The following is an 18,904-nucleotide window of genomic DNA, read 5'->3' as shown; positions in this document are numbered from 1 at the left end:
TTCGCTCGGGCAGCCTGTCGCGATCAAACTCGCGCCCGATCGGTTGGTTTCACCCGCAGCAGGGATTGCGTCGCCAGCCCGAGCAGGAGCGCGACGACCAGCGCATTGACCAGCACCGCGATCGACACGCCGATCACCTCCAGCGACGGGCTCAGCCAGAAGCTGACGCCGAACAGCGCGACGATGCCGACGACGCGCGCGATGAAGGTCGCGCCGATCCGGTTGGCGGCGAGCAGCAGCGGCTCGAAGCCGACGGTGACGAGGTCGATACACCCCGCCGCGGCGAGCCACAGCAGGATCGGATAGGCGCGGCCGAACTCCTTGCCGCCCATCAGCGTCAGCACCGGATGGCCGAGCAGCACGACGAGCAGGAAGGCGACCGCACCGACGACGGTCGCCATCAGGAACGAGCGGAGGATCATCCGCCGCACCCGCGCGAGTCCCCCCGCGGCGACCGCGCGCACGATCTCCGGAAAGGCGGCGCGGGCGAGCAATTGCGACACCTTGGTCAGCGCCTGCGCCAGTTGCAGCGCGAGCCGGAACGCGCCCGCCGAAGCGGTGCCGACGGTGCCGCCGACGAGCAGCAGCGGGATCTGCTTGCTAGACAGGCCGAGCGAGGAACTGGCGTTGGTGGCGAGCGAAAAGCGGATGATGCCGGGATGGTCGACGACGACGTCGCGCACGCCGACGCCGCGCGCGAACAGCAGCCTGAGGTCGCCGGTCCGCGCCAGCGCCGCCCAATAGGCCGCGGCGGTCAGCACCTCGGCCAGCCCCCAGGCGACGAGGAAACCACTGACCGAAGGAACGAAGATCGCCGCGGTGACCGCGCCGAGCAGCCGCATCACCGGCGTCACGCTGTCCGCCGCCGCGGCGAACGAGAAGCGGTCGCGCAGCCGCAGGATGCCGAGCGGGGTCGAGCGGATCGACAGCAATTGCGCGATCGTGAACAGCATCGTCGCGCGCATATGGACGGGCCGCACGCCGAGCGGCTCGCCCCAGATGCGGATGATGACCGCGGCGAGGATCACGCCGAGGATCGCGCTGGCGAGATCGAGCAGCCCGCACGCCTTGAACAGCCGCGCCAGCCGCGTCTCGCCGCCGGGGGCGAGATGTTCGGTGCCGTAGCGGACGATGATCTGCCACGTCTGGAAGCCGACGACGGTGGCGAGCGCCTGGCTCGCACCGGTGATCAGCGCGAAGCGGCCGAACCCCGACACGCCGAGCGTGCGCGTGACGATCGCCAGATAGACGAGGCTGAGCACCGCGAGCACGCCGCGGCTCGCCAGCATCCAGCCGAGGTTGCGCGCGATTGCGCGCATCGGCCCGCCGGGGAACATGCCCGCCTCGATCCCGGCATCCGGTATTTCGGGACTCACGCCAGCCAGCTCACGATCCTCCGCCCGCGCGCCCTGGCCGCCATCGCCTGCCCCAGTCGGACGAGATGGACGACGAGCGACAGCATCGTCCACACCGCCACCGCGACGATCCCCCAGTCGGGCCGCCCGATCAGCAGCCCGGCGAACAGGATCACCATATTCGGGTTGCGCCGCGCGGTGACGAGCCGGAAGCGGCTGTCGAACCGCTCCCACACGTGGATATGCATCCCGAATTTGGCGATGAACGCCCCCTCGATCAGCCGCTGCGCGACATAGCCGAACAGCATCGCCGCGATCACCGCGACGAACGTGTCATGGTCGAGCGGCCGGCCGTAGGCGGCGCAGCCCGTCGCCCACGCCCACCACCAGAAGGGCGGATGGACGAGGTCGACGCCATGGTCCCAGGCGTTGCCCAGCGCCGACGAGGTGATCGTGCAGCGCGCCAGTTTGCCGTCGACGGTGTCGAGCACCATGAAGACGAGGCCGATCGCCAGCCCGCTCCAGAACCAGCCGTACCAGAAGGCGACCGTCGCGATGATGCACAGCACCGAACCGATCGCGGTCACCTGATTGGGCGAGATGCCGGCGCGCGCGCACAGCCGGGTCAGCCATAACGCCCATTCGGGCCAGAGATATTTGGTGAGGAGGTCGGTCACGCCCTTGTACGCGCCGGTATAGCTCGCGCGCTCGATCGCGGGCACGCTGGCCGGGGTCAGCCGCTCGGCGAACGGCCGTTCGCGCTTGCGCAAGGCCTCGTTGAAGATGCCGTTCTCGTCCTCTGCCTCGATCACAGCCAGCCCCTCCGCCGCGAGCGGCCGGTCGGCCAGCATCGCCGCCCGCACCCGCTCGGCCTGATCGGCGGCGACATGGGCGAGCACCGGCACGCCGGCGCGGGTCAGCACCGTCCCCGGCAGGGCGAGCAGATGCGGCAGCCACGACGGATCGAAGGCGAAGGCGAGATTGGCGAGCAGTACGTCGCTGCCGGCAGCCTCGCCGAACGGCAGCTTGCGCGCGACGGCCATCCGCCGCAGCCGCTCGGCATTGGTCATGCCCCAGATCGGCACGGGATTGTCGCCGACCGGGACGACGGTCGGCGGGGTCGAGAGATTGGCAACCATCCCCGCCGGATAGCGCCACCCGCGCGATCCGGATAGCCGTTGGTGGTCGCAGCGTTCCGGTTCATGCAGAGCCGGGAAGCCGCTTTTGATCCGCGCGAAGGCGTGGAGGCACAGAGAAGCGCTCCCTTGAGGACATGAAGGTCGCACGTCGCCTGCTCCGTCATCCCGAACGTGGCTCGCCCCCTCTCCAACGACGTCCGAGCGGGAAAGCGGCCCGTTGCCCCACAAAGGAAGGTCGAAACCACGACGAAGGCTTGATGTAAGCCGGCAACGACCGGCACGACGCAAGACGAGCGCAAACAGAAAAGGCGCCCGTCACCGAAATGACAGCCGCTGGATCGACCCGATGCTTTGGGAACTCTACCGCCCGCAGCGGCAGAACGAGACGAATGGTGGAGCCGAGGGGGATCGAACCCCTGACCTCTGCAATGCCATTGCAGCGCTCTCCCAGCTGAGCTACGGCCCCATTCGTTTCGGGAGGCGCCCCACTAGCGGGGGCACCGGGGCATGGCAAGCGCTGAATCGATGCTTGCCATGCCTTTTTTAGATCAATGTTCGTCTTCGTCGTTCGGCGCTTCCACGCCCAGATCGTCGTCGCCGCCGAGATCGACCTCGTCATCGGCCGAGGGCTCTTCCTCTTCGCCCAGCGCTTCCAGATCCTCGTCCTCACCTTCCAGGTCGCGATCGGCTTCCTTGGTGTCGGGCTTGGCCTGCTCGAACGGCAGCGGCTGCTTGGATTTCAGGATCGGCTCCGGATTCCACGTCGTGCCGCAATTGATGCAGGTGACGGGGTCGTCCTTCTCGAGGTCGTAGAAGCGCGTGGCGCATTTCGGGCACGTACGCTTCGTGCCCCATTCCGGCTTGATCATGCCGTGTTGTGCCTTTCGGAATTGGGTGTCGCAGGCAAAGGTTGCCCCAGCCCGTGACTTGGTGGGCGCCTTGCCATAGCGCAAGGTGGCTGTCAAAGCCCTCGACCCATGGCGCACTCCCTTCCCCAGGAACTGAGCGTGGCCCCGCGCGGGCCCCTCACCGGCACCCTCCAGGTCCCCGGCGACAAGTCGATCAGCCACCGCTCGCTGATGTTCTCGGCGCTGGCGGTCGGCACCAGCCACATCACCGGCCTGCTCGAGGGCGAGGACGTGCTCGCCACCGCCGCGGCGCTGCGCGCGATGGGCGCGACGATCGAGCGGACCGGCGACGGCGCGTGGCGCGTCGACGGCGTCGGCGTCGGCGGCCTGCTGCAACCCGCGACCGCGCTGGAGATGGGCAACAGCGGCACCTCGACGCGGCTGCTGATGGGCCTCGTCGCGAGCCATCCGATCACCGCCACCTTCACCGGCGACGCCTCGTTGTCGGGCCGGCCGATGGGCCGGGTCATCGAACCTTTGTCGCAGATGGGCGCCGACGTCACCGCCAGCCCCGGCGGCAAGCTGCCGCTGATGCTGCGCGGCCTGTGCCCGGCGGTGCCGATCACCTATACGCTCCCGGTCGCCTCGGCGCAGGTTAAGTCGGCGGTGCTGCTTGCCGGGCTCAACACGCCCGGCATCACCCGCGTCATCGAGCCAGTCGCGACCCGCGACCATAGCGAGCGGATGCTGCGCGGCTTCGGCGCCGACATCACCATCGAGGAGAGCGATGCCGGCCGCATCATCGCGATCCGCGGCGAGGCCGAACTCAGGCCGCAGACGATCACCGTCCCCGGCGACCCCTCCTCCGCCGCCTTCTGGCTGGTCGCGGCGTCGATCGTCCCCGGCTCCGACCTCGTCGTCCGCAACGTCGGGCTCAACGTCACCCGCACCGGACTGGTCGCGGCGCTGCGGCTGATGGGCGCGGACATCACCGAACTCGACCGGCGCGAGGTCGGCGGCGAGCCGGTTGCCGACCTGCGCGTCCGCCACGCCCCCCTCACCGCGATCGACGTCCCGCCCGAACTCGCGCCGAGCATGATCGACGAATATCCGGTGCTGTTCGTCGCCGCCGCCTTCGCCAAGGGCCGCACCGTCGCGCGCGGCGCGCACGAGCTGCGCGTCAAGGAATCCGACCGGATCGCCGCGATGAAGGCGGCGCTGGAAGCCTGCGGCGTTCCTTGCGAGGAATATGAGGACGGTCTCGCGATCACCGGCACCGGCGGCGACGCCATCCCCGGTGGCGGCCGCATCGCCTCGCAGCTCGATCACCGCATCGCGATGAGTATGACGGTCGCCGGCCTGCATGCGGCACGTCCCGTCACGATCGACGACGTCGCCCCGGTGGCGACCAGCTATCCCGTCTTCTATAAGACATTGGACGAAGTGTCGGAGGAAGCATGATCATCGCAGTGGACGGCCCAGCAGCGTCGGGCAAAGGCACCATCGCCAGGGCGCTCGCGCAGCATTACGGCCTCCCGCATCTCGATACCGGACTGCTCTATCGTGCCGTGGCGTTCAACGTGCAGCGGATGGAGCTCAACCCCGCCAGGGAAGCCGATGCGGTCGCCGCCTGCGATTTCGACGAGGCGCTGCTCGACGATCCCGTGCTGCGCACCGACGATATCGGCCAGCTCGCCTCGATCGTCTCGGTCCACCCGCTGGTGCGCGCCTCGCTACTGCAGCGCCAGAAGCGCTTCGCCCGCCAGCCCGGCGGCGCGGTGCTCGACGGTCGCGACATCGGCACGGTGATCGCGCCCGACGCCGACGCCAAATTGTTCGTCAAGGCGACCCCGCAGATCCGCGCGCAGCGCCGCCACAAGGAATTGCTCGGCAAGGGCATCGACGTCACCTTCGTCAAGGTGCTGATGGACATCCGCGCCCGCGACACGCGCGACAGCGCCCGCTCCACCGCGCCGCTCAGCATGGCCGCCGACGCCGCTTTGCTCGACACCAGCCAAATGACGATCGAGGCGAGCATCGCCCGCGCGATCGCCATGGTCGACGCCCGCACCGCCACCCGCGCCCGCCAGCAGCCGAGCGCCGGCGCCAGCCCGGCCTGACGACGCCGGCACTCCTCGCGGCAACCCGGTTCCGACGTCATTGCCGGCATGTATCGTTTCTGATACACCATCGCCGTGAAACCGATCACCTTCGTCGGCGACAGTCTCGATCGTCTTCGGGAATTCCCGGAGGATGCACGGGCATCGGCGGGGCACCAGCTTCACCAAGTACAGCAGGGCCGCCTGCCGGACGACTGGAAGCCGATGACGACGATCGGCCAAGGCGTCTGTGAAATCCGGATACGTGAGGAATCGGGTGCGTTCCGCGTGATCTACCTTGCAACCTTGCCGGATGCGGTGCTCGTCCTGCACGCCTTTCGGAAGAAGACCCAGAAAACGCCGCAGCGCTATATCGACCTTGCCAGACACCGCTTGAGCCTATGGAGGTCATGATGATCGAAGCGCAGACATTCGACAGTGTGTTCGACGCACTGGCCGATACCCCGGCAGAAGCGGCGAATCTCCAGGCGCGATCCGAGCTGCTGTCGACGTTGAAGAGCCATATCCGGTCCTGGAACGTGGCGCAGGACATCGCCGCCGCCCGGCTCGGCATCACCCGTCCGCGCCTCAACGACCTGTTGCAGGGCAAGATGGCCAAATTCTCGCTCGACGCGCTGGTCAACATCGCCACGGCGGCGGGCCTTACCGTCCACATCCATGTCGCGCGGGCCGCCTGACGCGCCACGCACCACCGCCGGACGCGTCCGTGCCCTTACCTTGCCAAAACGCGGGCTTTCGGTTATGGCCCGCCGGTCCTGCGAGCCGATGTTCGTGGAGGTAGGCGCGTCCGGCCGGTCCGTTCGCGCCCTTTTCGCAAGCAGCGCATCGCATTCCTCCGCCTGCCGACGCTTAATGGATGCCGCGACCGGCATGGGGTCGCCGCGGCGTTTTCAGCCAAGACCAGCGGATCCAACCGCTTGGCCGGAAACAGATAAACCCGAGGACACTCTAACCCTATGGCTACCCAGCCCACTCCTACCCGCGACGATTTCGCCGCAATGCTCGATGACATGTTCGGCGGCGCCGACAGCTTCGAGGGCCGTGTCGTGCACGGCACCGTCACCGCCATCGAGAACGACCTCGCCGTCATCGACGTCGGCCTGAAGTCCGAAGGCCGCGTGCCGCTGCGCGAATTCGCCGCACCGGGCCAGAAGGCCGACCTGAAGGTCGGCGACGAGGTCGAAGTCTATGTCGACCGCGTTGAGAACATGCATGGCGAAGCGATGCTCAGCCGCGATCGCGCCCGCCGCGAAGCCGCCTGGGACAAGCTCGAGCTCGAGTTCAGCAAGACCGCGCGCGTCGAGGGCGTGATCTTCGGCCGCGTCAAGGGCGGCTTCACCGTCGATCTGTCGGGCGCCGTCGCGTTCCTGCCGGGCAGCCAGGTCGACATCCGTCCGGTGCGTGACGTCACGCCGCTGATGGACATCCCCCAGCCGTTCCAGATCCTCAAGATGGACCGCAAGCGCGGCAACATCGTCGTGTCGCGTCGCGCGGTACTGGAAGAAACCCGCGCCGAGCAGCGTTCGGGCCTGATCCAGAGCCTCGCCGAGGGCCAGATCATCGACGGCGTCGTCAAGAACATCACCGATTACGGTGCGTTCGTCGACCTCGGCGGCATCGACGGCCTGCTCCACGTCACCGACCTCAGCTACAAGCGCGTCAATCATCCGTCCGAGATGATCGCGATCGGCGACACGGTGAAGGTGCAGATCATCCGCATCAACAAGGACACGCAGCGCATCAGCCTCGGCATGAAGCAGCTCGAGTCGGATCCGTGGGACGGCGCGTCGGCCAAGTATCCGATCGGCGCCAAGCTGTCGGGCCGCGTCACGAACATCACCGAATATGGTGCGTTCGTCGAGCTGGAAGCGGGCATCGAAGGCCTCGTCCACGTTTCGGAAATGTCCTGGACCAAGAAGAACGTCCATCCGGGCAAGATCGTCTCGACCAGCCAGGAAGTTGATGTCGTCGTGCTCGAGGTCGACGAGGACAAGCGTCGCATCAGCCTCGGCCTCAAGCAGGCGCAGAACAATCCGTGGGAAGCGTTCGCCGCCGCCCATCCGATCGGTTCGACCGTCGAGGGCGAAGTCAAGAACGCGACCGAATTCGGTCTGTTCATCGGTCTGGACAACGACGTCGACGGCATGGTCCACATGTCGGACATCGCCTGGGGCGTGTCGGGTGAGGATGCCCTCAACCTGCACCGCAAGGGCGAGACCGTGCAGGCGGTGGTGCTCGACATCGACGCCGAGAAGGAGCGCATCAGCCTCGGCATGAAGCAGCTCGAGCGCGGCGGCCCGTCGGCCGGTGGCATCGCGGCATCGGGCGATCGCCTGAACAAGAACGCGATCGTCACCGTGACCGTCCTCGAAGTCCGTGATGCGGGCCTCGAAGTACAGCAGGGCGACGATGGCGCGACCGGCTTCATCAAGCGCACGGATCTGGGTCGCGATCGCGACGAGCAGCGTCCGGAGCGTTTCCAGGTCGGCCAGAAGTTCGACGCGATGGTGACCGGCTTCGACCGGTCGAAGAAGCCCACCTTCTCGATCAAGGCGATGCAGATCTCCGAAGAGAAGCAGGCGGTTGCGCAGTACGGCTCGTCCGACTCGGGCGCGACGCTCGGCAACATCCTCGGCGAGGCTCTCAAGGCCCGCGTCGCGGACGCCGACAAGAAGTAAGGCGGCTCGGGCTGGAGTGGTTTCATACCGCTCCAGCCCAAGTTTCTATGTTTAAGTTCATTTTGGCCCTATACGCAGACCCCATTGATCTCTATCAAGCCACGGTTGCATCAACCGGGGGGGAGTTTTGCGATGATCCGTTCTGAACTTGTTCAAAAATTGTGTGAGCTGAACCCGAACCTGTCGGGAGCCGAGGTCGACGCCATCGTCTCGACCTTCTTCGACGAGATCGCACGGCGCCTCGCCTCCAACGGCCGCGTCGAGCTGCGTGGCTTCGGTGCCTTTTCCACCCGCGCCCGCGATGCCCGCATCGGCCGCAATCCGCGCACTGGCGAGACCGTCGAGGTCGAGGCCAAGCGCGTTCCCTATTTCAAGCCCGGCAAGGAAATGCGCGCGCGCCTCAACGTCTGACCGCGCTTCCCGCCCGTAGCGGGTTGACGGTCGGCGCTGGTTGCGCTTGTCGTGCAACCGTGTGCGGACGTGGCGAAATCGGTAGACGCTTCCGACTTAAAATCGGCTTCCTTTGGAGTGCGGGTTCGAGTCCCGCCGTCCGCACCATCCTGTTGCTGCTCGGGATCGGCGCGTCCGCGCTGGCCGGCTGCGATCAGCGCCCCGATTCGGGGCCGGTGATCGTCAGCGCCATCGGTGCACCGCCGCGCCCGGCCGATCCCGCCCGGACCCGGCTCGACACGCCGTCGCGGCTGCTGCTCGATGCCACGGCCGAGGGGCTGGTGCGGTTCGACGGCAGCGGCCAGATCGAACCGGGGCTTGCCGAACGCTGGATCGTAATCGATCAGGGGATGAGCTACATCTTCCGGCTGCGCGAGGCGCAGTGGAGCGACGGCAGCAGGGTCGATGCCGATCAGGTCGTCGCGCAATTGCGCCACCAGCTCGCCCGGGGATCGCGCAACCCGCTCCTGCCCTTTCTGACGGCGGTCGACGAGATCGTGACGATGACGCCGCAGGTCATCGAGGTGCGGCTGCTGCGCCCGCGACCCGACCTGCTCAAGCTGTTCGCCCAGCCTGAACTGGCGCTGTGGCGCAGCGGCACCGTCGGCGGCGCCGGACCGATGCGCATCGTCCGCGGCACGCGCAGCCCCTTGCTTCGCCCCGCCTTCGATCCCGGCCGCGCCGATCCCGACGATCAGCGCCGGACGCGCCCCGAACAGGACGTCCGCCTGATCGGCGAGCGCGCCGCCCGCGCCATCGTCCGCTTCGCGGCGCGCGACTCCGATTATGTCGCCGGCGGCACCTTCCTCGACTGGCCGCTGATCGGCCTGGCGTCGATCGCCCCCGCCAACGTCCGTCTCGATCCCGCCGCCGGGCTGTTCGGCTTCGCGATCCTCAAGCGCGACGGCTTCCTCGCGGACGCCGGCAACCGCGCCGCACTCAGCGGCGCGATCGACCGCGCCGCGGTCACCGCCGCGGTGATGCCCAATTGGGAACCGGCCGAACGCCTCCTGCCCGACATGCTCGATTCGACCGCGCCGCCGGCGCTGCCCGGCTGGTCGCTGCTCACCCCCGAACAGCGCGTCGCCGCCGCGCAGACGCGCGTCGCCGACTATGGCGCGCCGGTCGTGCTGCGCATCGCGCTGCCGCGCGGGCCGGGTGCGACGCTGGTCTATGCGCAGGTCGCCGCGTCGCTGCTCACCGTCGGCATCACGCCGCAGCGCGTCGGCCCCGACGACGATGCCGAATTGCGGCTGGTCGATCAGGTCGCCCCCTATGACAGCGCGCGCTGGTATCTCGCCAATGCCTGCGTCGTCTGCGGCGAGGCCGCACGGGGCGCGCTGGTCGCCGCCCGCGAGGCACCGACGCTCGCCGAACGCTCGCGGCTGATCGCGGTCGCCGATGCCGCGCTGGCGACGGACACGCCGTTCATCCCGATCGCGCGGCCGCTGCGCTGGTCGCTGGTCGCGATGCGGCTGCGCCAATGGCGTCCCAACGCCCGCGCCTGGCACCCGTTGAACCGGCTGCGCGACGACACCAATTAAGGGGGATGACCACCACCCGCCCTCGCCCGCTGGACGCGCGTCCGCTGCTCGACTCCTTGCCGGTCGGCCGTGACGCAGCCTCGGTCCGCATCCGGCTCGAAGCGATGGAGCGGGTGATGGAGGGGCTGTTCACCATCCCCGGCACCAACCGCAAGCTCGGGCTCGACGTGATCCTCGATCTCGTCCCGGTCGTCGGCACCACGATCGCCGCGCTGATCGGATCGTGGCTGGTATGGGAAGCCCGCAATCTCGGCATGTCGAAGCTGCAGATGGCGCGGATGTTCGGCAACGTCGGGATCGATTGGGCGCTGGGCATCATCCCCTTCGTCGGCGCCGTGCCCGATTTCTTCTTCCGGTCGAACACCCGCAACCTGCGGATTATCCGCCGCCACCTCGACAAGCATCATCCGGCGACGGCGACGATCATCGGCTGACGTTCAGCGGCCGCCGCGCCAGATCTTCACCGTCGCATCGGCGGACAGACCGCCTTGGTGCGCCGGACAGCGCTGATAGCGGAACGTCTCGTCGAGGCAGATCCAGATCTCGTCGAGCCAGCCCTGTTTGGTCGCCGTCACCCGCATCATGTCCGGCCCGAGCCCCGGATTGCTGCGCGACACCGCCGCCGCCAGCCCACCGGCGGTCAGCGGCCCGCGCGACAAGGCATCCATGTCGGGATAGCGCAGCTTGCCGTACAGGCGGGTCGAGGTGGCGAAATAGCGGTCGGGCTTGTAGCCGGCCATGCAGGTGCCGTGCTTCGACCATTCGTGCTGCATCAGCTGCGCCGACGGCGTGCTGCAGATATGCTTCTGGATCACCGCACGCGGCAGCAAGGGGGTCGCCTGGCAATATTGCGGCCAGTCCTTGCCGATGCCGTCGGGCCACAGCCCGTGCAGCGTGAAGCCGAAGCGGTTGCCCGCCGCGCACTGGAAGCGCGCGCCGCCGTCGCGGTCGTGATCGCGGCAATATTGCGGAGCCCAGGTGATCGCCAGCGTATAGCCGCCGATCGGCAGCAATCGCCGCGGCTGGCTGTCGCTCGGCAGGTCCGGGTGCGGCCGTTCGATGCTCGTCGGGGCGGCGCATTGATAGGCCTGCGCCTGCACCGCGGCAGGGGTCGCCGCGAGCAGCGCGACGAGCGCGAACCGCGCCATCACCATCGCGGCGCGTCCGGCGTTTCGACCACGTCGAGATCGTCGTCCTCGTCCAGCCCCTCGCCGAACCACGCCTTGGCGTCCGGCTTGAACAGCATCACCGCCGCGGCGACGTAGAGGATGTTGGCGACCAGTCCGAGCGCGAGCTGCGCGTTGATCGCCGACCGGCCCAGCGCGATCAGCACGATCGCCGAGAGGACCGCGAACACGCCGAACGCCGCGAACACCACCTGCACCCATTTCGCCACCACGCTCGGGCGGCGGACGATGAAGAACCAGATCAGCACCGTGATCGCGAGCCCGAGCACCTGCATCGCCGGCAGCAGCCACGACATGCTCGCAAGCATCGGATTGGAGGCCAAAGCGGCCTGCGACGTGCGCCAGTTCAGCCCGGTATTGATCAGGCCGAGGATCACCGACGCCCAATAGAATTGCTCGAACCGGACGATGGATGGCGGTTTGGTCACGACAACTCCCCTTGCTGCTCGATATCAGCCTAGCCGCCCCGGCGGGGCGTGCAAGCCGCCGCTCATATCACCGTGAAATCGAGGCCGATATCCGCCGCGGGCGCCGATTGGGTCAGCCGCCCGACCGAGACGTAGGTGACGCCGCTCTCCGCGATCGCCCGCACCGTGTCGAGCCGCACCCCGCCCGAGGCCTCGGTCGGCACGCGTCCGCCGACCGATGCCACCGCCTCGCGCAGCAGCGCCGGCGGCATGTTGTCGAGCAGCAGATGCGTCGCCCCCGCGTCCAGAGCGGGCGCGATCTGGTCGAGCCGGTCGACCTCGACGATGATCCGCGCGATCCCCGCCGCGACCGCCCGCTGCACCGCCGGCGCGATGCCGCCGGCGACCGCGATGTGATTGTCCTTGATCATCGCCGCATCCCACAGGCCGAGCCGGTGGTTCTGCGCACCGCCGGTGCGCGTCGCGTATTTCTCCAGCCGGCGCAGACCCGGGATCGTCTTGCGCGTGTCGAGCAGTACCGCGCCGGTATCCGCGATCGCATCGACATAGGCGCGGGTCAGCGTCGCGATCCCCGAAAGATGCTGCACCGTGTTGAGCGCCGAACGCTCGGCGGTGAGCAGCGCCCGCGCCGATCCCTCCAGCCGCATCAGCTCGCTATGCGCCGCCACCCGGGCGCCATCCTCGACCAGCCGGGTGATCCGCACCGCCGGGTCGAGTGCACGGAAAAACGCTTCCGCGATGCCGAGCCCGGCGACGACGATCGCGTCGCGCGTGTCCATGACCCCGGTGAAGCGCGCCTCCGCCGGGATCACCGCTGCCGAGGTGATGTCGCCGCCTTCGCCCAGATCCTCCGCCAAAGTCGCGGCGACGAAGCCGTCGAGGTCGAATCCGTCTAGAGTAAAGCGCGACATACGTATACGATCCTGTCATATGGCGTCGCGGACCCTATTGTCATGGGTCCGCCGCCGAATCACGGGGAAGCAAGGCGATGACCGAACGCGAGGCCTTGGAGGAGCTCCACCAGTTGCTCGCCGCCGCGTTGCAGAAGGCGGACGAGCTGGAGCTGATCCTGGTCGGCATCCACATCAACGAAGCCCGTCACCTGCTCGCCCCGACCACCGCAACCTCGCACTGACGGATCAGTCGCCGGTGACCGGCACCACGCGGAACGGCGTCGGGCCGAGATCGCCCTGTCCGACCGTCGCCGAGGCCATCGACAGCATCGCGTCGAGGCTCTTCTTCGCCTTGACGCGCAGGCCCTCCTCGATCTCGATGCGCGGCGTCAGGTCGCGCAGCGCGACGTAGAGCTTCTCCATCGTGTTGAGCGCCATATACGGGCAGATGTTGCAGTTGCAGTTGCCGTCCGCCCCCGGCGCGCCGATGAAATTCTTCAGCGGCATCGCCTTCTCCATCTGGTGGATGATGTGCGGCTCGGTCGCGACGATCAGCGTCTCGCCGGGCATGGCATTGGCGAATTCGAGGATGCCGCGCGTCGATCCGACGTAATCGGCATGGTCGAGGATCACCGCCGGACATTCGGGATGCGCGGCGACCGGCGCACCGGGGTTCTGCGCCTTCAGCTTCATCAGCTCGGTTTCGCTGAACGCCTCGTGGACGATGCACACGCCCGGCCACAGCAGCAGCTCGCGACCGGTCTTGCGCTGGAGATAGCCGCCGAGATTGCGGTCGGGGCCGAAGATGATCTTCTGGTCGCGTGGCAATTGCGCCAGGATCGTCTCCGCCGACGACGAGGTGACGATGACGTCGCTCAGCGCCTTCACCTCGGTCGAGCAATTGATGTAGGTCAGCGCGATATGATCGGGATGCGCGGCGCGGAACGCGGCGAACTGGTCGGGCGGGCAACTGTCCTCAAGGCTGCAACCGGCATCCATGTCGGGCAGCACGACGATCTTGTCGGGGCTGAGGATCTTCGCGGTCTCCGCCATGAAGCGCACCCCGCAAAAGGCGATCACGTCGGCATCGGTCGCCTGCGCCTTGCGGCTGAGGTCGAGGCTGTCGCCGACGAAATCGGCGAGGTCCTGCAACTCCGGCTTCTGATAATAATGCGCGAGGATCACCGCGTTGCGCTCCTTGCGGAGGCGCTCGATCTCGGCGCGCAGGTCGAGCCCGGCGAAGCTGTTGGTCAGTTCCATAACGCCCTCGTTAGGCGATTGCGCGCCGCCCCTCAACGTCCGCCGTCATCGAGAATTGCCAAGCACTTCCGCCAGCGACCGGCTCGCGTCCCAGCGCTCGGTCGCCGCCGTGGGATCGTCGGCGAAAGTCACCTTGACGCTGGCGTCGATCCCGGCGGCGCGCAGTGGCATGACGAAGCTGTTCTCGACCGCGCGCCGGGTCGCGTCGCGCGCCAGCTTCATCGGCGTCGCATCGCGCGCCTGCCGCACCAGTTCGGCCTGCCCGGCGCGGCGATTCGCGGTGTCGAGCGCGGTGTCGGCGTCGGTCAGCCGCGACAGGATGCCGCCGCTGCCATATTCGCGGATCGCGGTAAGATCGACCTGCGGCCCGTCGAGTTCGATCGGCGGCAACCGCACCGACAGCGTCCGGCTGTCGGGGTCCCAGGCGACGTCGCGCTGGGTCAGCTTGCCGAGGTCGACCTCGTAGCGGACGAGACCGGGCATGATCAGCGTCTTCTCGGTCGACAGGCCGAGCTGCGACTGGCGCGACGTGCTCACCGCGACGAAGCGCGCGGCGAAGGCGGACAGGCGGTTCTGTTCGCGCAGCCCTTGCAGGCTGGCGCTGGCGACGGTGGTCGGATCGGGCGACAGCCGACGCTCGACGTAGCGCTGCACGCCCCACAGGCCGATCAGCACGGCAAGCGCCAGCAGCACGATGATCCCCGCCGCCTTGCCGAGGAACGAACCGGTCGACGACCGGCCCGCCGGCGTCGCGGGGGCGTCGGGCATGGGATTGCTCATTCGCTGCTCCGCCATACGTCACCCTCCTCGCTCACCCGTTGCCGTCTTTGCAGATCATAGAGGTGCGCGAGCACCGATCGTTGCGCCGCCGGGATCAAACGCGGGTCGAGCCCGACGTACATCCGCCGCGTCATCTCCTCCAGCGCCAGCGGCGTCTCGCGCACCAGCCGCAGGATCTGTCCCTCGCGCTGCTTGCGATGCCCCAGCATGCCGCGCACCAGCCGCTGCGGCTGGTCCACCGCCTCGCCATGGCCGGGATAATAGATGCGATCGTCGCGGCCGAGCAGCTTGTCGAGGCTCGCCATATACTGCCCCATGTCGCCGTCGGGCGGCGAGATCACGCTCGTCGCCCAGCCCATTACGTGATCGCCGGAGAACAGCGCCTTCGTCTCGGGCAGCGCGAAGGCGAGATGGTTCGACGTATGGCCTGGCGTCGCCAGCGCGGCCAGCGTCCAGCCGTCGCCGGCGACGCTCTCGCCCTCGGCCAGCACGCGATCGGGCGCATAGGCCGCGTCGAACGCCGCATCCATCCCGGGCGTCTCGCTGGCGACATGCACCGGCGCGGCACCGACGATCGGCGCGCCGGTCGCGGCGGCGAGCGGCCGGCTGGCGGGACTGTGGTCGCGATGATGATGGGTGATGACGATCGCACGGACCGGCCGGCCGGCGATCACCCGCAGCAGCGTCTCGACGTGCGCGGCATCGTCGGGACCCGGATCGATCACCGCAAGATCGCCGCCGCCGACGACATGCGTCTGCGTACCGCCATAGGTATAAGGCGACGAATTGGGCGCGAGCACACGGGTGACGAGCGGCTCGAGCTGGATCGGGATACCGGTCAGATGCTCGGCCATTGGGTCGGATGTGGCGCGATGCGCCGCGGAGCGCAAGAGGCGATGACCGGTGGGGGTGCCACCCGGCGGCGGCGGTCGCTCCAGACGGGCCGCCACGCAGTGGCCGAATCCGCCTGCCCGGATGACGGCGAGAACTGCCCCAGTGCTCCCGCGAAAGCGGGAGTCCAGGAGTCCCGTACGCGATCGGACGTCGCTCTGCTTGGCCCCGGGTTCCCGCTTTCGCGGGAACACCGGATGGGCCGCATCAATCCTTGTCGGGCGAAGCCATTTCCGCGCGCAATTCCGCCAGTGCCGAATCCATCTCGGCCAGCGCCTCCTTGCGCCCGCTGGCGGGGATGAGCTGGTTGGCGGCGATGCTGGCCCGCGAGGCCTCGACGCTCGCCAGCGCGCTCGCCATCGCGTTGCGGCGGATTTCGGCGGCATTGACCGTGGCGGCAGCGCTGGCGGCGGTCGCGACGCGGATACGGTTGGTGCAGATCACCATCGTCCGCTTTCCGCCCTTGCGGCCCTGCACGACGAATTGCTGCGCCTCGCCATCCCGGCCGAGGCTGCAATTGCGCTCGCTGACCTCGGGCACGGTCCGCATCGACCGGTCGACCATCGCCTGGAGCTCGCGAGCGTCGGGGTGCCCGTTCTCCGTCGTGCTATGGGTGCTGCTGTCCGTGGCGGTCCGCTTGACGACGATGCGGCGGACGCTCGGAGCCGGCTTCGCGGCATCCGCCATCGCCGGCATGGCCGGCATTGCCGGCATCTCCGGCGTTTCCGGCGTTTCCGGCATCTCGGGCATGTCGAGGGCGGCCGACGTCGCCTGCAGGTCGATCCCCATCGTGTTGCCGACCCGATGGCTGATCGCCGCGGCGGCGCTGGTGCCCGAGGCGGTCACGCCGAGCCCGCCGAGCACGACAGTCGAGACCAGCGCACCACCCAGAGCGAGGCGGCGGCGCGAACGCGGCGAGGTGGACAGCATGCGGAGTCTCCCTTTCAGATCGTCGATGGTGTGCAGATGACAGGCCGCAGAGACCGCGCCGCCATGCGCCGCCTTGACGATGGCGCAGGCATAAGCGTGGCGGTCGATCGTCGATCGGCCGGCGAGGACGCGAGCATCGTTGGCGAGTTCCTGATCGGCGCGGAAGGCGCGAAACGCACGCCAGGCGACCGGATTGAACCAGTGCAGCGCCAGCACGCCGAGCGCGATCCAATTGGCGATCAGGTCGCCGCGCTGGTGGTGGCCGATCTCATGCTCCAGCGCCAGCTCCCGCTCGTCGGCGTCGTAGCGGTCGGCGAAATCGAGTGGAAAGGCGACGTAGCGGCGCATCACGCCGAAGGCGAGCGGCCCGGCCGCCGCCTCGCTGGCGATGATGTGCACGCCGCGCACCTCCTCGATGCTCGCCGCGGTGCCGAGCAGGCGGCGGCAGTGGCGCCGATGGCTGGTCAGGTGCCAGACGAGGAAGCCGAGCGCGCCAGCCGCCCACAACAGGCCGACGATCCAGCCGATCGCCGGCGCGGCGACCGCCACCGGCGCCACCGTATCGTTCGCGGCGCCATCGGCGACCAGGATGGTGAGCGTGTCGCTGGCGCGGCTGATCGGCGTCGCCGCCACCTCCTGCCACGCCGCGGGCAGCGGTGGCAGCAGCAGGCGCAGCAACGGCAGCGCCCACAGGGCATAAGCGACCTGCGGCCCGAAGGCGTTGCGCACCGGCGCGCGCACCAGCATGACCAGCGCCATCAGGAGCGTGGAGGCGATCAGCGCCTCGACCAGCCAGCCGATCACTGCTTGAGGTCCTTCAACAGCGCCTCGATCTCGGCGATGTCGGTCGCGGTGAGTTCGTCGCGCTCGGCGAGATGCGCGACCAGCGGCGTCAATTTACCGCCGAACAGGCGGTCGATCAGCCGCTTCGATTCGCCCGACACATAATCGCCACGCGCGACGAGCGGGCGATAGAGATAGCGGCGGCCATCCTCCTCATGCGCGATCGCGGTCTTGGCGAGCAGCCGGCCAAGCAGCGTCTTGACGGTGTTGGCGCTCCACCCGCGGGCGGGATCGACGCGTTCGGCCACGTCCTGCGCGGTAAGCGGCGCCTCGTCCCACAGCACCTCCATGACCGCATGTTCGGCATCGCTGATTCGTTCGACCACGGCTACGCTCCTGTTGGACTACAGGTGTAATCGTACCGTTTACGGACGTAGTCAAGAGGGATGCGGCGATGTCGGGATCGCTTACAGGTCGGTGCGGCACGAGACGGCCGTTAACCGTATAAACGGCGGAAATCCGCCGCTCCGCACGATTGGCACGACGTCTGCATATCGAGAGCCAGCCGAGCGTCACGACGCTTCAGCAGGGTGGGGTCATCGCTTTTCCGCGTCTCGCGACCCCACCCGCACCCGGCACCGGTCAGGCTGCGGCCGTATCGCCCTTCAACAGCGTCGCCAGTTCGCCGCTCTCATACATTTCCATCATGATGTCCGATCCGCCGACGAATTCGCCGCCGACGTAAAGCTGCGGGATCGTCGGCCAGTCCGAATAGGCCTTGATGCCCTGGCGGATGCCCTGGTCCTGCAGCACGTCGACGCTCTCATAGTCGACGTTGAGATGGTCGAGGATCGCGACCGCGCGGCTGGAGAAGCCGCATTGCGGGAACAGCGGACTGCCCTTCATGAACAATACCACGGCATTGTTCTTCACGACGGCGTCGATGCGGGCGTTGGTGTCGTCAGTCATGGTCATCATCCTCAGGCGGCGGCGGTCTTGAGCTGCAGGGCGTGGAGTTCGCCGCCCATGCGCTGGCCGAGCGCCGCATATACGGCTTGGTGTTGCTTGCGGAGCGGCAGACCGGCGAAGCTCGCCGATACGACGCGGGCGGCATAATGATCGCCGTCGCCGGCGAGGTCGGTGATCTCGACCTCGGCGTCGGGGATGGCGGCGCGGATCAGCGCGGCGATGTCGTCGGCGGCCATCGGCATCAGCCCTGCTCCGCCTGGATCAGCTGCCGCCGCGCCTCGATCATCTTCTCGGCGAGCGCGCGGCGCACCGCGGCATCGTCGGTCTCGACACCGGCGGCGGTCAGGTCGCCCAACAGCTTGCGCACGACGTCCTCCTCGCCGGATTCCTCGAAGTCCGCCTGGACTACCGCCTTGGCATAGGAATCGGTCTCTTCCGGCGTCAGCCCCATCTGCGCGGCGGCCCATTGGCCGAGCAGGCGATTGCGGCGCGCGGTGATGCGAAACGCCATCTCCTCCTCACGCGCGAACGCCGCCTCATGGGCGCGCTCACGGTCGTCGAACATGGACATCGTCACTCACCCCGTTTTTTGCTCCTCCGCACATAGGGGCGCGTCTGCGCACGCGCAACGGATGCCCGGAACCGCAGT

Annotated in this window: 23 protein-coding genes and 2 tRNA genes; 10 read left to right on the top strand and 15 right to left on the bottom strand. The window is 68.2% G+C overall.

The genetic code is table 11. The annotated features are described in order from the left end of the window. Positions 1 to 23: 23 nt before the first annotated feature. The 4 genes from AC07UH_RS05175 to AC07UH_RS05160 all read right to left on the bottom strand — a co-directional run bounded on the left by AC07UH_RS05175 (position 24) and on the right by AC07UH_RS05160 (position 3,363). On the bottom strand, positions 24 to 1,376 hold the full coding sequence (locus AC07UH_RS05175; protein WP_495179129.1) for a lipopolysaccharide biosynthesis protein: 1,353 nt from the start codon (positions 1,374 to 1,376) through the stop codon (positions 24 to 26). Further along, on the bottom strand, positions 1,373 to 2,494 hold the full coding sequence (locus AC07UH_RS05170) for a CDP-alcohol phosphatidyltransferase family protein (RefSeq protein ID WP_495179130.1): 1,122 nt from the start codon (positions 2,492 to 2,494) through the stop codon (positions 1,373 to 1,375). Before AC07UH_RS05170 ends, AC07UH_RS05175 begins: the two co-directional genes overlap by 4 nt. 390 nt (positions 2,495 to 2,884) lie before the next feature. After that, positions 2,885 to 2,960 (bottom strand) — tRNA-Ala (locus tag AC07UH_RS05165). A gap of 82 nt (positions 2,961 to 3,042) precedes the next feature. Continuing rightward, entirely contained in the window at positions 3,043 to 3,363 is a 321-nt protein-coding gene (locus tag AC07UH_RS05160) for a TIGR02300 family protein (RefSeq protein ID WP_037534617.1), read from the bottom strand. Positions 3,364 to 3,471: 108 nt separating this feature from the next. Here AC07UH_RS05160 and aroA point away from each other — a divergent pair, with 108 nt between their 5' ends. The 9 genes from aroA (at position 3,472) to AC07UH_RS05115 (ending at position 10,568) form a co-directional block, all read left to right on the top strand. Further along, positions 3,472 to 4,803, top strand: coding sequence for a 3-phosphoshikimate 1-carboxyvinyltransferase (gene aroA / locus AC07UH_RS05155; protein WP_495179131.1), 1,332 nt, complete (start codon positions 3,472 to 3,474; stop codon positions 4,801 to 4,803). Further along, positions 4,800 to 5,462 carry a (d)CMP kinase gene (gene cmk / locus AC07UH_RS05150; protein ID WP_495179132.1) on the top strand — a complete coding sequence of 221 codons (663 nt, stop codon included), beginning with the start codon at positions 4,800 to 4,802 and terminating at the stop codon, positions 5,460 to 5,462. The genes aroA and cmk overlap by 4 nt, the downstream gene beginning before the upstream one ends. A 75-nt stretch (positions 5,463 to 5,537) precedes the next feature. After that, positions 5,538 to 5,855, top strand: coding sequence for a type II toxin-antitoxin system RelE/ParE family toxin (locus tag AC07UH_RS05145; protein WP_495179133.1), 318 nt, complete (start codon positions 5,538 to 5,540; stop codon positions 5,853 to 5,855). Continuing rightward, complete coding sequence (locus AC07UH_RS05140) at positions 5,855 to 6,139, top strand: helix-turn-helix domain-containing protein (protein WP_495179134.1); 285 nt, start codon at positions 5,855 to 5,857, stop codon at positions 6,137 to 6,139. Before AC07UH_RS05145 ends, AC07UH_RS05140 begins: the two co-directional genes overlap by 1 nt. A gap of 279 nt (positions 6,140 to 6,418) precedes the next feature. Next, positions 6,419 to 8,140 carry a 30S ribosomal protein S1 gene (gene rpsA, locus AC07UH_RS05135; protein ID WP_038662762.1) on the top strand — a complete coding sequence of 574 codons (1,722 nt, stop codon included), beginning with the start codon at positions 6,419 to 6,421 and terminating at the stop codon, positions 8,138 to 8,140. A gap of 132 nt (positions 8,141 to 8,272) precedes the next feature. Further along, positions 8,273 to 8,551 carry an integration host factor subunit beta gene (locus AC07UH_RS05130; protein ID WP_052075619.1) on the top strand — a complete coding sequence of 93 codons (279 nt, stop codon included), beginning with the start codon at positions 8,273 to 8,275 and terminating at the stop codon, positions 8,549 to 8,551. A gap of 63 nt (positions 8,552 to 8,614) precedes the next feature. Beyond that, positions 8,615 to 8,698, top strand: a tRNA-Leu gene (locus AC07UH_RS05125). Positions 8,699 to 8,703: 5 nt separating this feature from the next. Then, positions 8,704 to 10,134: an ABC transporter substrate-binding protein gene (locus tag AC07UH_RS05120; protein WP_495179135.1), complete on the top strand. Its 1,431-nt coding sequence runs from the start codon at positions 8,704 to 8,706 to the stop codon at positions 10,132 to 10,134. A gap of 5 nt (positions 10,135 to 10,139) precedes the next feature. Further along, complete coding sequence (locus AC07UH_RS05115; protein ID WP_179944533.1) at positions 10,140 to 10,568, top strand: DUF4112 domain-containing protein; 429 nt, start codon at positions 10,140 to 10,142, stop codon at positions 10,566 to 10,568. Positions 10,569 to 10,571: 3 nt separating this feature from the next. On the opposite strand, the gene AC07UH_RS05110 is transcribed toward AC07UH_RS05115, so the two are convergent. The 3 genes from AC07UH_RS05110 to nadC form a co-directional block, all read right to left on the bottom strand. Continuing rightward, positions 10,572 to 11,282, bottom strand: a complete 711-nt coding sequence (locus tag AC07UH_RS05110; RefSeq protein ID WP_495189868.1) for a ribonuclease T2 family protein — start codon at positions 11,280 to 11,282, stop codon at positions 10,572 to 10,574. Then, a complete protein-coding gene (locus AC07UH_RS05105; protein ID WP_052075621.1) occupies positions 11,282 to 11,749 on the bottom strand; it encodes a hypothetical protein in 468 nt (155 codons plus the stop codon). The genes AC07UH_RS05110 and AC07UH_RS05105 overlap by 1 nt, the downstream gene beginning before the upstream one ends. A gap of 62 nt (positions 11,750 to 11,811) precedes the next feature. Next, a complete protein-coding gene (gene nadC / locus AC07UH_RS05100; RefSeq protein ID WP_495179137.1) occupies positions 11,812 to 12,660 on the bottom strand; it encodes a carboxylating nicotinate-nucleotide diphosphorylase in 849 nt (282 codons plus the stop codon). A gap of 77 nt (positions 12,661 to 12,737) precedes the next feature. Here nadC and AC07UH_RS05095 point away from each other — a divergent pair, with 77 nt between their 5' ends. Then, positions 12,738 to 12,884, top strand: coding sequence for a hypothetical protein (locus AC07UH_RS05095; RefSeq protein ID WP_169742543.1), 147 nt, complete (start codon positions 12,738 to 12,740; stop codon positions 12,882 to 12,884). Positions 12,885 to 12,888: 4 nt separating this feature from the next. Here AC07UH_RS05095 and nadA read toward each other — a convergent pair whose 3' ends face one another. The 8 genes from nadA to AC07UH_RS05055 all read right to left on the bottom strand — a co-directional run bounded on the left by nadA (position 12,889) and on the right by AC07UH_RS05055 (position 18,826). Continuing rightward, positions 12,889 to 13,902, bottom strand: coding sequence for a quinolinate synthase NadA (nadA, locus tag AC07UH_RS05090; RefSeq protein WP_038662770.1), 1,014 nt, complete (start codon positions 13,900 to 13,902; stop codon positions 12,889 to 12,891). A gap of 45 nt (positions 13,903 to 13,947) precedes the next feature. Continuing rightward, entirely contained in the window at positions 13,948 to 14,670 is a 723-nt protein-coding gene (locus AC07UH_RS05085) for a DUF4230 domain-containing protein (RefSeq protein ID WP_495189869.1), read from the bottom strand. Between the two features lie 8 nt (positions 14,671 to 14,678). Then, positions 14,679 to 15,536 (bottom strand): MBL fold metallo-hydrolase, encoded by an 858-nt coding sequence (locus tag AC07UH_RS05080; RefSeq protein WP_495179139.1) that lies wholly within the window; start codon positions 15,534 to 15,536, stop codon positions 14,679 to 14,681. 244 nt (positions 15,537 to 15,780) lie between these two features. Continuing rightward, on the bottom strand, positions 15,781 to 17,307 hold the full coding sequence (locus tag AC07UH_RS05075) for a M56 family metallopeptidase (RefSeq protein ID WP_038662779.1): 1,527 nt from the start codon (positions 17,305 to 17,307) through the stop codon (positions 15,781 to 15,783). Beyond that, positions 17,304 to 17,672 carry a BlaI/MecI/CopY family transcriptional regulator gene (locus AC07UH_RS05070; protein ID WP_038662781.1) on the bottom strand — a complete coding sequence of 123 codons (369 nt, stop codon included), beginning with the start codon at positions 17,670 to 17,672 and terminating at the stop codon, positions 17,304 to 17,306. Before AC07UH_RS05070 ends, AC07UH_RS05075 begins: the two co-directional genes overlap by 4 nt. Before the next feature lie 256 nt (positions 17,673 to 17,928). Beyond that, a complete protein-coding gene (gene grxD / locus AC07UH_RS05065) occupies positions 17,929 to 18,255 on the bottom strand; it encodes a Grx4 family monothiol glutaredoxin (RefSeq protein ID WP_038662784.1) in 327 nt (108 codons plus the stop codon). Positions 18,256 to 18,266: 11 nt separating this feature from the next. Further along, the gene (locus tag AC07UH_RS05060) at positions 18,267 to 18,497 is read right to left on the bottom strand and encodes a BolA family protein (protein ID WP_038662786.1); all 231 of its coding nucleotides are present in this window, start codon (positions 18,495 to 18,497) and stop codon (positions 18,267 to 18,269) included. Beyond that, positions 18,497 to 18,826 (bottom strand): DUF1476 domain-containing protein, encoded by a 330-nt coding sequence (locus AC07UH_RS05055; RefSeq protein ID WP_038662790.1) that lies wholly within the window; start codon positions 18,824 to 18,826, stop codon positions 18,497 to 18,499. The genes AC07UH_RS05060 and AC07UH_RS05055 overlap by 1 nt, the downstream gene beginning before the upstream one ends. Between the last annotated feature and the right edge of the window lie 78 nt (positions 18,827 to 18,904).

It is taken from the genome of Sphingomonas sp. GW821-FHT04B01 (genome assembly GCF_059420425.1).
Note: the sequence above shows the minus strand (reverse complement) of the source record. Positions and strands in the feature narration are given on the sequence as shown.